This window comes from Kitasatospora sp. NPDC006697, assembly GCF_042869935.1.
GTDB lineage: Bacteria > Actinomycetota > Actinomycetes > Streptomycetales > Streptomycetaceae > Kitasatospora.
Window position 1 is genome coordinate 1 of the sequence record NZ_JBIAGU010000004.1, and the last position, 13,706, is coordinate 13,706.

Annotated in this window: 10 protein-coding genes and 1 pseudogene; 2 read left to right on the forward strand and 9 right to left on the reverse strand. The window is 72.1% G+C overall.

Annotation, left to right across the window (positions count from 1 at the left end; translation table 11 throughout):
* Positions 1-107: pseudogene (locus ACFYNO_RS07130) on the forward strand (ATP-binding protein); the annotation flags it as partial.
* Between the two features lie 108 nt (positions 108-215).
* Here the strand turns inward: ACFYNO_RS07130 and cimA are convergent.
* The 4 genes from cimA to ACFYNO_RS07150 all read right to left on the reverse strand — a co-directional run bounded on the left by cimA (position 216) and on the right by ACFYNO_RS07150 (position 5,242).
* The gene (gene cimA / locus ACFYNO_RS07135) at positions 216-1,826 is read right to left on the reverse strand and encodes a citramalate synthase (RefSeq protein WP_388006612.1); all 1,611 of its coding nucleotides are present in this window, start codon (positions 1,824-1,826) and stop codon (positions 216-218) included.
* A 484-nt stretch (positions 1,827-2,310) separates the two neighbouring features.
* Complete coding sequence (locus tag ACFYNO_RS07140; protein ID WP_388006615.1) at positions 2,311-3,423, reverse strand: branched-chain amino acid aminotransferase; 1,113 nt, start codon at positions 3,421-3,423, stop codon at positions 2,311-2,313.
* Between the two features lie 145 nt (positions 3,424-3,568).
* The gene (locus tag ACFYNO_RS07145; protein ID WP_388006618.1) at positions 3,569-4,609 is read right to left on the reverse strand and encodes a 3-isopropylmalate dehydrogenase; all 1,041 of its coding nucleotides are present in this window, start codon (positions 4,607-4,609) and stop codon (positions 3,569-3,571) included.
* A 36-nt stretch (positions 4,610-4,645) separates the two neighbouring features.
* Positions 4,646-5,242, reverse strand: coding sequence for a Uma2 family endonuclease (locus ACFYNO_RS07150; protein ID WP_388006621.1), 597 nt, complete (start codon positions 5,240-5,242; stop codon positions 4,646-4,648).
* Positions 5,243-5,321: 79 nt separating this feature from the next.
* On the opposite strand from ACFYNO_RS07150, the gene ACFYNO_RS07155 reads away from it, so the two are divergent.
* Entirely contained in the window at positions 5,322-7,763 is a 2,442-nt protein-coding gene (locus ACFYNO_RS07155) for a YfhO family protein (protein ID WP_388006624.1), read from the forward strand.
* Positions 7,764-7,768: 5 nt separating this feature from the next.
* Here ACFYNO_RS07155 and ACFYNO_RS07160 read toward each other — a convergent pair whose 3' ends face one another.
* The 5 genes from ACFYNO_RS07160 to ACFYNO_RS07180 all read right to left on the reverse strand — a co-directional run bounded on the left by ACFYNO_RS07160 (position 7,769) and on the right by ACFYNO_RS07180 (position 13,677).
* Positions 7,769-7,951 carry a hypothetical protein gene (locus ACFYNO_RS07160; RefSeq protein ID WP_388007592.1) on the reverse strand — a complete coding sequence of 61 codons (183 nt, stop codon included), beginning with the start codon at positions 7,949-7,951 and terminating at the stop codon, positions 7,769-7,771.
* A 329-nt stretch (positions 7,952-8,280) separates the two neighbouring features.
* Positions 8,281-9,882, reverse strand: coding sequence for a phosphoglycerate dehydrogenase (serA, locus tag ACFYNO_RS07165; protein WP_388006627.1), 1,602 nt, complete (start codon positions 9,880-9,882; stop codon positions 8,281-8,283).
* A 283-nt stretch (positions 9,883-10,165) separates the two neighbouring features.
* Entirely contained in the window at positions 10,166-11,161 is a 996-nt protein-coding gene (ilvC, locus tag ACFYNO_RS07170; RefSeq protein ID WP_388006630.1) for a ketol-acid reductoisomerase, read from the reverse strand.
* A gap of 105 nt (positions 11,162-11,266) precedes the next feature.
* Positions 11,267-11,791, reverse strand: coding sequence for an acetolactate synthase small subunit (ilvN, locus tag ACFYNO_RS07175; protein WP_280668460.1), 525 nt, complete (start codon positions 11,789-11,791; stop codon positions 11,267-11,269).
* A gap of 32 nt (positions 11,792-11,823) precedes the next feature.
* On the reverse strand, positions 11,824-13,677 hold the full coding sequence (locus ACFYNO_RS07180; protein ID WP_388006634.1) for an acetolactate synthase large subunit: 1,854 nt from the start codon (positions 13,675-13,677) through the stop codon (positions 11,824-11,826).
* Positions 13,678-13,706 lie beyond the last annotated feature (29 nt).

Genomic DNA, 13,706 nt, shown 5'->3' on the forward strand with positions numbered 1-13,706 from the left:
TCGGCCCCGACACCCCCATCATCACCCTCGACGCACGCCGACGAGACAGCGCCAAAAGCGCCCTCATCACCCTCGTCGAACACGCCCTCCTGGCGCGGCTGCGCTGACCCGGAGCAGACGCCCCTGGGCCCCGCGCAAGTCGGCGGGGCCCTGAGCTTTCTGTCGCTCCGCCAGTCCTCGGATGCCCGGTTCCCGGCCGCTCAGTCCTCGGCCGCTCAGTCCTCGGGCTGCAGGCCGGCCCTGAGCAGGCCGAAGGTGTAGGCGTCCTGCAGGGCCACCCAGGAGGCGGCGACCACGTTGTCGGCCACGCCGACCGTGGACCAGGCGGCCGAGCCGTCGGTGCTCTCGATCAGCACCCGGGTCTTCGAGCCGGTGCCGTGCTGGCCCTCCAGGATGCGGACCTTGTAGTCCGACAGCTCCAGCTTGGCCAGCTGCGGGTAGATCCGCTCCAGCGCGCCGCGCAGCGCGCGGTCCAGGGCGTCCACCGGGCCGTTGCCCTCCCCGGTGGCGATCATCCGCTCGCCCTTGGCCCAGAGCTTCACCGTGGCCTCGTTGGAGGCCGCCGAGCCCAGGCCCTGCTCGCTGATGGTCCGCCAGGACTCCAGCGAGAAGAACCGGGCCGGCCGGCCGTGCACCTCGTCGCGCAGCAGCAGCTCGAAGGAGGCGTCGGCGGCCTCGTAGGTGTAGCCGGCCAGCTCGCGCTCCTTGACCCGGGCCACCACCCGGCCCGCCAGGTCGCGGTCGCTGGACAGGTCGTAGCCCAGCTCCTTGCCCTTGAGCTCGATCGAGGCCCGGCCGGCCATGTCGGAGACCAGCATCCGCATGGTGTTGCCGACCTGCTCCGGGTCGATGTGCTGGTAGAGGTCCGGGTCCACCTTGATCGCCGAGGCGTGCAGGCCGGCCTTGTGCGCGAAGGCCGAGACGCCGACGTACGGCTGGTGGGTGGACGGGGTGAGGTTGACCACCTCGGCGATGGCGTGCGAGATCCGGGTCATCTCGGCCAGCCGGCCGGCCGGCAGCACCCGCCGGTCGTACTTGATCTCCAACGCGCCGACCACCGGGAAGAGGTTGGCGTTGCCGACCCGCTCGCCGTAGCCGTTGGCGGTGCACTGCACGTGGGTCGCCCCGGCGTCCACCGCGGCCAGCGTGTTGGCCACCGCGCAGCCGGTGTCGTCCTGGGCGTGGATGCCCAGCCGGGCGCCGGTCGCGGCCAGCACCTCGGCGGTGATCTCCCGTACCCCGGCGGGCAGCATGCCGCCGTTGGTGTCGCAGAGCACCACCACGTCGGCGCCCGCCTCGTGCGCGGTGCGGACCACCGAGAGGGCGTACTCGGGGTTGCCCCGGTACCCGTCGAAGAAGTGCTCGCAGTCGATGAAGACCCGTCGGCCCCGGGCCTTGAGGTGGCTCACGCTGTCCCGGACCATCTCCAGGTTCTCCTCCAGCGTGGTGCGCAGCGCCAGCTCCACGTGCCGGTCGTGCGCCTTGGCCACCAGGGTGACCACCGGCGCGCCGGAGTCCAGCAGCGCCGCCAGCTGCGGGTCCTCGGCCGCGCTGCCGCCGGCCCGCCGGGTCGCCCCGAAGGCCACCAGCTGGGCGTTCTTCAGCTCCAGCTCGGTCGCCGCCCGGGCGAAGAACTCGGTGTCCCGGGGGTTGGCGCCGGGCCAGCCCCCCTCGATGAACCCGACCCCGAACTCGTCCAGGTGCCGGGCGATGGTCAGCTTGTCGGCCACCGTGAGGTTGATGCCCTCACGCTGCGCCCCGTCGCGCAGGGTGGTGTCGAACACGTGGAATCCGTCGTCGAGGCGAGGAGTACTGCCGTCGGTCATGGCCCTGGTTTCTCCGTTCGGGAGAGTTGCTGCTGCCGGTATCGAATACCCGGCTCCACTGTCCACCCTCCCGCGCGCCATCCGGAACCCGTCTCCGCCCGGTCGGCGGCTGCGGTGCTCCGGATCCTGCCCGGTCGGCGTGGGGTGGGCCTGACCGGGCAAAACAAAAGACCCCTCGCGGGTGCGAGAGGTCTGCGCGCGGGTCGTGTGACACGGTGGTCGTCCCGCGGGGTTCACTGCGGAACGGTCACTGCGGACCGGCGCGCCTGCTGCTAATGATCAGCGAAAGCGAGGACACGCTTGCAGTCTGGCACAGCGGGCAGCCGGAGCGAACGGATGTCTCGGGATGCGGGACGTGCGTGTTCGGAAGAGGTCGCCGGTGTCCAGGGTGCAGGAGGTGACCTCGAGGACCATCAGGACGCCCTCGGGCAGGCCGCCGCCCACGCCGGGCGCCCCGCCGTGGCGGGGCGCCCGGGGAAGGGCCTCAGGCGATGGGGTGGAGCCAGCCGTGGGTGTCGGCGACCTTGCCGGCCTGGATGCCGAGCAGGGTCTCGCGCAGGCGCATGGTGACCGGGCCGGGCTCGCCGGTGCCGACGGTCCAGTCGGCGCGGGCGGACTTCACCGAGCCGACCGGCGTGATGGCGGCGGCGGTGCCGCAGGCGAAGACCTCGGTGAGGGTGCCGTCGGCGTTGCCCTGCTTCCACTCGTCGGTGGAGATCTTGCGCTCCTCGACGGCGTAGCCGAGGTCGGCGGCGACGGCGAGCAGCGAGTCGCGGGTGATGCCGGGCAGCAGGGCGCCGGAGAGGGCCGGGGTGACGATCCGGGCGCTGTCGCCCTCGCCGAAGACGAAGTACAGGTTCATGCCCCCCATCTCCTCGATCCACTTGTGCTCGGCGGCGTCCAGCCAGACCACCTGGTCGCAGCCCTGGGCCGCGGCCTGGGCCTGGGCAACCAGCGAAGCGGCGTAGTTGCCCGCGCACTTGGCGGCGCCGGTGCCGCCGGGCGCGGCCCGCACGTACTCCTCGGAGAGCCAGACCGAGACCGGCTTCACGCCGCCCGGGAAGTAGGCGCCGGCCGGCGAGGCGATCAGGATGAAGAGGTACTCGTTGGCGGGGCGGACGCCCAGGCCGACCTCGGTGGCGAACATGAACGGGCGCAGGTAGAGGGTCTGCTCCGGCTCGTTCGGCACCCAGTCGCGGTCCTGCTGGACCAGCAGCTCGACCGCCTCCACGAAGGCCTCGGCGGGCAGTTCGGGCATCGCCAGCCGGCGGGCCGAGGCCTGGAAGCGGGCCGCGTTGGCCTCCGGGCGGAAGGTGGCGATCGAGCCGTCGGGCTGGCGGTAGGCCTTCAGGCCCTCGAAGATCGCCTGGCCGTAGTGCAGGGTCATGTTCGCCGGGTCGAGCTCGAGCGGCGCGTACGGGGTGAGCTGGGCGTCGTGCCAGCCACGGCCCTCGGTCCAGCGGATGGTGACCATGTGGTCGGTGAAGATCCGACCGAAACCGGGGTTCGTCAGCCGGGCCTCGCGCTCGACCGCGGGCAGCGGGTGCGCGGAGGGCTTGAGCTCGAACGTGATGGGCGCCTGGGTGGGCGTGGTCATGGCTTCTGTCCTTCACCGTGGGGTTGGTCGGGGCCGACCCGCCGCGGTGCTCAAGCACATGACGGCACGGCCCACTGTTGATAGTCGCATCTCAGGGGCCGTGCCGAACAGCTGTGGGGTTGTTGGTGCGCCTCCAGCCGGCCCGTCAGCCGGATACTCGGGCGGCGATCGCGTCGCCGACCTGCGAGGTGGAGCGGGCGGTGCTGCCCCGCTCGGCCAGGTCCGCGCCGACCGCGGCCTCGACGGCGGCGGCCTCGGCGGTGAATCCGAGGTGCTCGAGCAGCATGGCGACCGAGAGCACGGTGGCCGTCGGGTCGGCCTTGCCCTGGCCGGCGATGTCCGGGGCCGAGCCGTGCACCGGCTCGAACATCGACGGGAAGTCGCCGGTCGGGTTGATGTTGCCGCTGGCGGCCAGGCCGATCCCGCCGGTGACGGCGGCGGCCAGGTCGGTCAGGATGTCGCCGAACAGGTTGTCGGTGACGATCACGTCGAAGCGCTCGGGCTGGGTGACGAAGAAGATCGTCGCCGCGTCCACGTGCAGGTAGTCGGTGGTCACCTCGGGGTACTCGGCGGCGACCTGCTGGAAGATCCGGGTCCACAGGTGGCCGGCGTGCACCAGCACGTTGTTCTTGTGCACCAGGGTGAGCTTCTTGCGCGGGCGGGCGGCGGCCCGGCGGAAGGCGTCCCGGACCACGCGCTCGATGCCGAACGCGGTGTTGAGGCTGACCTCGGTGGCCACTTCGTGCGGGGTGCCGGTGCGCAGCGTGCCGCCGTTGCCGACGTACGGGCCCTCGGTGCCCTCGCGGACCACCACGAAGTCGATCTCCGGGTTGCCCGCCAGCGGCGAGGCGACCCCGGGGAAGAGCTTGCCCGGGCGCAGGTTGAGGAAGTGCTCGAAGGCGAACCGCAGCTTCAGCAGCAGGCCCCGCTCCAGCACCCCGGAGGGCACCGAGGGGTCGCCGATCGCGCCGAGCAGGATCGCGTCGTGCTCCTTGAGCTCCGCCAGCACCTCGTCCGGCAGGGTCTCGCCGGTCGCGTGGTAGCGCCGGGCACCGAGGTCGTACTCGGTGGTCTCCAGCTTCACGTCGGCGGGGAGGACGGCGGTCAGCACCTTGAGGCCCTCGGCCACCACTTCCTGGCCGATGCCGTCACCGGGGATCACTGCGAGACGAAGGCTGCGAGACATGGAGGTGACGGTACTCCGGGTCTCGGGGGTTGACATCTACCGTCCAGGATGCGGACGGCAGGAGAGGTCGACATCGAGCGGGAACGGGTGGTCGACCTTCAACCGATCATGGAAGATCCCCGTGAGGGCATAGGTGCGGTGCACCGGATCCAACTCGTAGGTGTGGACGACGGGATGATCGTCGTCACTCTCCACCAGCCAGAAGTAGCGGATACCGGCAGCGGCGTACTTGACCGGCTTGATCTCCCGGTCACGCTCTTCGGATTCCTCGGACACAACCTCAACGGCGAGCACGATGTCCTCGGCGTTCAGCGCCGTCTGCCTGGGGCCGCGGTCCGCGTCCCTCCGCGTCACCGTCAGATCGGGCTCGGGCCTGTTCCGCTTGCCCAGGACGACGGAGAACTCGCGCCAGACATCCAGATCGTCCGGAATCGCCGCCAGCAAGGCGTACTCCAGTAGTCGAATGGTGCGCATGTGGAAGTTGGCCTGCGGACTCACGAATACCAGGTTCCCGTCGATCAGCTCCGTGTGCGGAGGCAGGTCCGGGAGCCGGTCGAGGTCTTCGGCTGTCCATCCCCCCACCGGCGGACGGAGCCAGTCCGGGAACGGTTCGGCGCTCATCATCACTCCCATGCGCGAGAGTCTGCAGTGCTCTCCACCGTACCCGGCGGGTCCTGACGGGTAATCACCCGAACGTGTCGAGGATGGGCGCATGCGTGAACTCACGGGTGCCGCGCTCGCCGGCTCGGCGGCCGCCGGGACCTACTGCGCCGCCCTCGCCTGGGACGGGCGATGGCCGTTCGGCGCCGTGGTGCGGGGCGGGACGCCGCTGACCGAGCAGGTGGTGCCGTTGCAGACGCACCTGTGGGACGTGCTGCGCGGCGCGCCGGGGTCCGGGGACCTGGTGGTGAACTGGAACAGCGGGTACGGGGTGCCGTTCCTGCCGGACCTGGCGACCGACCTGCTCAATCCGTGCGGCTGGCCGGGGTTGCTGCTCCCCCGGTCCCAGCAGGCGTTCGGGGTGTTCCTCGCGGTGCTGCTCAGCCTGGGGCTGGCCACCGCGCTGATGACGCACTTCCTGGGGCGGCTGGCGCCGGGGGCGGTGGCGGTGCGCGGGCTGCTCGGGGTGGGGTACGGGCTCTGCGCCTGGGTGCTGGTGGCCGGGGTGGGGCGGCCGGCCTGGCTCTGGGGGCTGGTGGCGCTGCCGCTGCTCGGGCTGGCCTACGACCGCTGCCTGCGGCGCACCGGCTGGCCGCTGGGCGCGGCCGCGGTGGCGGCCTGCTGGCTGGGCGACTTCTACACCGCCGCCACCGCCTCGCTGGGCGCCGGCCTGGTGCTGCTGCTGCGCCTGGCGGTGGGCCGCGGCGGGTGGCGGGCGTTGCTGCGCGCGGTGTCGATGACGGCGGTCGGGATCGCGGCGGCCGCGCCGGTGCTCTTGGTGACCTTCGAGGCCGGGCGGAGCGCGCAGCCGGCCGCGGTGGTGCACCCGACCGCCCCCGGCGTCACCGACTACCTGGGCCAGCTGCTGCCGGGCGGGCTGGCGGCACGGGCGCTGCCGGACGTCTTCGTCGGCGTGCTGGGCCTGCTGCTGGTGGCCGCGCTGCCGTTCAACCGGCGGGTCCGGCTGCGCGAGCGGGTCGGCTGGCTGCTGGTGCCGGCGCTGGTGGCGGGCTCCTTCGTCTGGCGGCCGAGCGTGCTGCTCTGGCACGTCTCGACGGCGCCCGAGGGCAATCCGTACCGCTCGACCTTCGTGCTGAGCGGCCTGCTGACCATGGCCGCCTGGGTCTGCCTGGCGCACCGGCCGCGCCCGGCGGCACTGGCCGGCGGGGTGCTGCTGATGGCGCTGCTGGCCGCGCTGGTGCACGGGCGGGGCTCGACCCGGCCGGTCACCTGGGTGCTGCTGGGCGCGGGGGTGCCGATCGCCGCGCTCACGGTGCCCGCGCTGGCCGGGGGCGCGCGGAAGCGCACGGCGGCGCTCGCCGTGCTGGGCTGCGCCGTACTGGCGGGTTCGGGGCTGGCGACCGGCTCGGTGCTGGCGCTGCGGGACCGGCGGCCCGGCTCCCCCGCGCCCTCGGGTGCCGCCCTGGCGGCCGCCCGCTCCGCGCTGGCGGCGGCACCCGGGCCGCGCTGGCCGGACGGGCGCCGCGACCCGGGGCCGCACCTGTTCACCGGCAACGACCCGATACTGCTGGGCGGCCAGGGCGGCGGCTACCGCAGCGACTACCTGCCGGCCCGGACCGCGCAGACCCTGCACGCGCTGGGCGCGGGCTGGCTGCTGCAGGGCCGGCAGACGCTGAGCGCCGCCGACCAGGTGGGCCAGGCGCTGTTCGGGGTGACGGCCTCGCTCGGCCCGGACCTGGTGGTCCGCACGGCACCGGCGCTGCCGCTCGCCGTGCTGGAGCGCACGCCGGAGCCGGCCGCGCAGTCCTCGGTCTGGGCCCGGCAGCAGGCGCTGCTCGGTGCGACCGTCTACCAGGTGCCCGAGCTGGTGCCGGGCACCGGCCCGGCGCCGACCGACCACGGCAGCAGCGGCTGGTCGGTCCCGGCGACACCGGAGGGCGCACCGGGTACCGAACTGACCGCGCGGTGCACGCCGGGGCGCGCCGCCTACCTCTACGCGCCCTACCTGGCCGGCGCGGTGAGCTGGCCCGGCGGCTCACTGGCCGCCGACGGGCAGCAGAACGCCACGGCGCTGCCGGTCCTCGCGCTGGGCCCGGTGCCGCCCGACGGCGTGCTGCGGGTGACGGTGCGGACGGCGCTGGCCACCCAGGTGCCGGCCCGTCCGTTCGGCTGCCTGGACCGGGAGGCGCTGGCGGCGGCCGTGGCGGCCCGCGCGGCGACCGGTGCGACGGCCGTACGGGTGACCGGACACACCGTCAGCGCCGACCTCCCGCCCGGGAGCCGGGGCACCGCCGTGCTGGCCGTCCCGGCGGTGCCGGGCTGGCGCTGTGCGGTGGACGGCGGACCGGAGCGGCCCGCCGGGGCGACGCCGGCCGGCCTGCTCGCGGTGCCGCTGGGCACCGGCGCCGGCCGGCTGGCCTGCGCCTACCGGCAGCCCGGCCTGGCGCCCGGCCTGCGGGTGGCGGCGCTGGCCGCCGCACTCTGGGCCGCGGTCGGCGCCTGGGCCCGGCACCGGGAGTCCGGCGGGAGGTAGCCGCCTCAGTGGCCGGTCGCGCCACCGTTGTCGCGGCGGTCCAGCGCCCGCTGGAGCGCGGCGTGGGCCGCGACCGCCTCGGGGGTGCTGTGCGGCAGGCCGCGCCGGCGGCGGCGGGCCGCGGGGAGGCCGGAACCGGCGGTGGCGGCGGAGTCGGAACGGCTGAGCATGGCTGCGGTGGGGGGCATACCGGGCTCCTTGGATCAGGAGACGCCGAGGGCGGCGTCGGATGAGGGAGGAGGGTGGTACGCCTGGCGGGGATCGCCCGCCGCGTTGCGTACGCGCACGCACGGCCCTTGGGCACCGGACGATCTGTGGGTCCAGGGTGCGGGGACACCGGGTGCCATTTCAAAGTACGCCGCCGTCCACCGGCTGTCTGCAGATTTAGTTGGATTTCCTAGTATCTGAGACGGGACTCACCCTCCCGGGTGATCCCGCAGGCAGCTGACCAGGCCTCAGAAAGCCGTCGGGGCCCGGACCGCAGCGCGGTCCGGGCCCCGGTGGAGCGGGTGGCGGGTCAGCCGAGGTCCACCGAGCGGGCGAACTTGGCGCCGATCTCGGCGGCGATCTCGGCCAGCACCTCCTGGGAGATCTCGGAGTCCACGGTGATCGAGGCCAGCGCGTCCTTGGTCTCGGCCTCCCGGGCCACCTGCATGCCGGCGATGTTGATGCCCGCGTCGCCGAGGATCCGGCCGAGGGTGCCGACCACGCCGGGACGGTCCTCGTACTTGAAGAAGGCCATGTGGTCGGTGAGCGCCACGTCCACCTCGAAGGCGTCCACGCCGACGATCTTCTGCTGCTGCTTCGGGCCGGAGAGCGTGCCGGAGATGGCGATCTCGGTGCCGCTGGCCAGGGTGCCGCGCACGGTGATCACGTTGCGGTGCTCGGGGCTCTCGCTGCTGGTGGTCAGCCGCACCTCGACGCCGCGCTCCTGGGCGAACAGCGGGGCGTTGACGTAGGAGACGGTCTCCGCCACCACGTCCTCGAAGACGCCCTTGAGGGCGGACAGCTCCAGCACCTTGACGTCGTGCTGGGTGATCTCGCCCCTGACCTCGACGTCGAGGCGGACGGCCACCTCGCCGGCCAGCGCGGTGAAGATCCGGCCCAGCTTCTCGGCCAGCGGCAGGCCCGGGCGCACGTCCTCGGCGATCACGCCGCCCTGCACGTTGACGGCGTCCGGCACCAGCTCGCCGGCCAGCGCGAGGCGGACCGACCTGGCGACGGCGATGCCGGCCTTCTCCTGCGCCTCGTCGGTGGAGGCGCCCAGGTGCGGGGTGGCCACCACGTTGTCGAAGGTGAAGAGCGGGGAGTCGGTGCACGGCTCCTTGGCGTAGACGTCCAGGCCGGCGCCGGCCACCCGGCCCTCCTTGAGGGCGCTGGCCAGGGCCGCCTCGTCGATGATCCCGCCGCGCGCGGCGTTGACGATCCGCACGGTCGGCTTGACCTTGTGCAGCGCCTCGTCGCCGATCAGGCCGATGGTCTCCGGGGTCTTCGGGAGGTGCACGGTGATGAAGTCGGAGACCTCGAGCAGCTCGTCCAGGCTGAGCAGCTTGACGCCCATCTGGGCGGCCCGGGCGGCCTGGATGTAGGGGTCGTAGGCGACGATCTTCATGCCGAAGGCGGACATCCGCTGGGCGACCAGCACGCCGATCCGGCCCAGGCCCACCACGCCGAGGGTCTTCTCGGAGAGCTCCACGCCGGTGTACTTGTTCCGCTTCCACTCGCCGTTCTTCAGCGCGGCGTTGGCGGGGGCGATGTTGCGCGCGACCGAGATCAGCAGGCCGCAGGCCAGCTCGGCGGCGGTGACGATGTTGGAGGTCGGCGCGTTGACCACCATCACACCGGCCTTGGTGGCGGCGGCGACGTCCACGTTGTCCAGGCCGACGCCGGCCCGGGCGACGACCTTCAGCTTCTTGGCGGCGGCCAGCGCCTCGGCGTCGATCCGGGTGGCCGAGCGGATCAGGATCGCGTCCACGTCCGCGATCGCGGTCAGCAGCTCGGTGCGGTCCGCCCCGTCGCAGTGGCGGATCTCGAAGTCCGGGCCAAGGGCGTCGACGGTCGCCGGCGACAGCTCTTCGGCGATCAGGACCACGGCGGTCTTGGAAGTGACAGTGCTCACGACAGTTGTCCTTACTGTCCGGGTCTCCCCCACCGCACGCGAGGGTGGGCGCGGCCGCAACGGAGGCAGGCAGGCGCATGGGGGATGTGGTGGCATGCCGCGTGGATAGACGCACGACGCTGTGGGCCTGACGCGCACTCGGAAGTGTATCGACGGACAAGGCCGTCGCCTGTGCCCGTGCGGCGAAATCACCCGCACGTGATCAGACGGCTTGTACAGCGGGGACGGGACTGCTCGCGCGGTCCCGTCCCCGTCGTGCCGAATCCGTCTGCGGCGCCTCTGATCAGGCGTTCTTGACCCAGCTCATCAGCTTGCGCAGCTCGCGGCCGGTGGTCTCGAGCAGGTGGTCGGCGTCCGCGTTCTTGTACTCGTTGTACTTCGGCAGGCCGGCCTTGTACTCGGCGATCCAGGTGGTGGCGAAGGTGCCGTCCTGGATCTCCGCGAGGACCTTCTTCATCTCGGCCTTGGTGTCGGCGGTGATGATCCGCGGGCCGGTGACGTAGTCGCCCCACTCGGCGGTCTCGGAGACCGACCAGCGCATCTTCTCCAGGCCGCCCTCGTACATCAGGTCGACGATGAGCTTCAGCTCGTGCAGGCACTCGAAGTAGGCGATCTCCGGCTGGTAGCCGGCCTCGACCAGGGTCTCGAAACCGGCCTTGACCAGGGCGGCGGTGCCACCGCAGAGGACGGCCTGCTCACCGAACAGGTCGGTCTCGGTCTCCTCGGTGAAGGTGGTCTTGATGACGCCGGCCTTGGTGCCGCCGATGCCCTTGGCGTAGGACAGCGCCAGCGCGAAGGCGCCGCCGGTGGCGTCCTGCTCCACCGCGACGATGCACGGAACGCCGCGGCCCTCCTCGTACTGGCGGCGGACCAGGTGGCCCGGGCCCTTCGGGGCGACCATGCAGACGTCGACGTCCGCCGGGGGCTTGATGAAGCCGTAGCGGATGTTCAGGCCGTGGCCGAAGAACAGCGCGTCGCCGGCCTTCAGGTTCGGGGCGATGTCCGCCTCGTACACGTCGGACTGGATCGGGTCCGGAACCAGGATCATGATCACGTCGGCCTCGGCGGCGGCCTCGGCCGGGGTGACCACGCGCAGGCCGGCCTCCTCCGCGGCGGCCCGCGACTTCGACTCGGCCTTCAGGCCGACCCGCACGTCGACACCCGAGTCGCGCAGCGACAGCGCGTGGGCGTGGCCCTGGCTGCCGTAGCCGATGACCGCGACCTTGCGGCCCTGGATGATGGACAGGTCGGCGTCGTCTTCGTAGAACAGCTCGGCCACGGTGGGGCTTCTCCTTGCGTGAATCGCGTCGGTGCTACGGCAACCGTACGCGCGGATAAGGGGTGTTTGCGGTGGTGCGCCAGCTGATGAGACAGCCGTGGCGGATCAGGCGCTGCGGTCCAGCGCGCGCAGCGACCGGTCGGTGATCGACCGGGCACCGCGTCCGATGGCCACCAGTCCGGACTGCACCAGTTCCTTGATGCCGAACGGCTCCAGCATGCGCAGCATCGCCTCGAGCTTGTCGGAGCTGCCGGTCGCCTCGATGGTCACGGCGTCCGGCGACACGTCCACGGTCTTGGCGCGGAAGAGCTGCACGATCTCGACGACCTGGGACCGGGTCTCGTTGTCGGCCCGGACCTTGACCAGGACCAGTTCCCGCTGGATCGCAGCGGACTGGTCGAGCTCGACGATCTTTATCACGTTGACCAGCTTGTTGAGCTGCTTGGTGACCTGCTCGAGCGGCAGGTCCTCGACGTTGACCACGATGGTCATCCGGGAGATGTCCGGATGCTCGGTCGGGCCGACCGCGAGGGAGTCGATGTTGAAGCCCCGACGGGAGAACAGGGCGGCGATGCGGGCCAGCACGCCGGGCTTGTTCTCGACCAGGACGGAGAGCGTGTGCTTGGACATGGTTCTGGGGTTCCCTAGGTCCGAAGGAGGCGTCAGTCGAGGTCGTCGCTGAAGTCGGGACGCACGTCGCGGGCGAAGAGGATCTCGTCGTTGCTGGTGCCGGCGGCGACCATCGGCCAGACCATCGCGTCCTGGTGGACGATGAAGTCGATGACCACGGGGCGGTCGTTGATCTCCATCGCCTGCTTGATCACCGCGTCGAGGTCCTCGGGGCGCTCGCAGCGCAGGCCCACGCAGCCCATCGCCTCGGCCAGCAGCACGAAGTCCGGGATCCGGGTGCCCTGCGGCGGCGGCGCGACACCGTCGTGGTCCGGGCCGGCGTGCAGCACGGTGTTGGAGTAGCGCTGGTTGTAGAACAGCGTCTGCCACTGGCGGACCATGCCCAGCGAGCCGTTGTTGATCACCGCGACCTTGATCGGGATGTTGTTCAGCGCGCAGGTGACCAGCTCCTGGTTGGTCATCTGGAAGCACCCGTCGCCGTCGATCGCCCACACCGGGGTGTCGGGACGGCCGGCCTTGGCGCCCATCGCGGCCGGGACCGCGTAGCCCATGGTTCCGGCGCCGCCGGAGTTCAGCCAGGTCGCGGGCTTCTCGAAGGTGATGAACTGCGAGGCCCACATCTGGTGCTGGCCGACGCCGGCCGCGTAGATGGCCTCGGGGCCGACCAGCTGGCCGATCCGCTCGATCACCTGCTGCGGGGACAGCTCGCCGGCGGGCGCCGGGTCGTAGCCGAGCGGGTAGGTCGTCTTCCACTCGTTGAGCTTGACCCACCAGTCCGCGTAGTCGCCCTTGCGGCCCGCCTCGTGCTCGGCCTGGACGGCGACGATCAGGTCGGCCAGGACCTCGCGGGCGTCACCGACGATCGGGACGTCGGCGGGGCGGTTCTTGCCGATCTCGGCCGGGTCGATGTCGGCGTGGACGACCTTCGCGAACGGGGCGAAGGAGTCCAGCCTGCCGGTGACCCGGTCGTCGAAGCGCGCGCCCAGGGTGAAGAGCAGGTCGGCCTTCTGCAGGGCGGTGACGGCGGGGACGCTGCCGTGCATGCCCGGCATGCCCAGGTGCTGCGGGTGGCTGTCCGGGAACGCGCCCAGCGCCATCAGCGTGGTGACGACCGGCGCGCCGGTCAGCTCCGCCAGGATGCGCAGTTCCGCGGTCGCGTTGGCCTTGATGACACCGCCGCCGACGTAGAGGACCGGCTTGCGGGAGCCGACCAGCAGCTTCGCGGCCTCCCGGATCTGCTTGGCGTGCGGCTTGGTCACCGGCCGGTAGCCGGGCAGGGCCAGCTCGGCGGGCCAGCGGAAGGTGGTGGTGGCCTGCAACGCGTCCTTGGCGACGTCGACCAGCACCGGGCCCGGGCGGCCGGTGGCCGCGATGTGGAAGGCCTCCGCGATCACCTGCGGGATCTCGGCCGGGTCGGTGACCAGGAAGTTGTGCTTGGTGATCGGCATCGTGATGCCGCAGATGTCCGCCTCCTGGAAGGCGTCCGTCCCGATCGCCGCGGAGGCGACCTGGCCGGTGATCGCGACGATCGGCACCGAGTCCATGTACGCGTCCGCGATCGGCGTCACCAGGTTCGTCGCGCCCGGGCCGGAGGTCGCCATGCAGACCCCGACCCGCCCGGTGGCCTGCGCGTACCCGGTCGCCGCGTGACCGGCACCCTGCTCGTGGCGGACCAGGACGTGCCGCACCTTCACCGAGTCCATCAGCGGGTCGTACGCCGGCAGGATCGCACCGCCCGGGATGCCGAAGATGGTGTCCGCGCCTACGGCCTCAAGAGAACGGATGAGCGACTGCGCCCCGGTCATCGTCTCGACGACCGCGGAGGTGCCTTGGGACGGGGCGGCCGGGTGGTCCCCGCGACGGGGAGTTGCCGTGTGCTCAGTCATCTGCCTGTCTTCTTTCGCCGGTTCGGGCG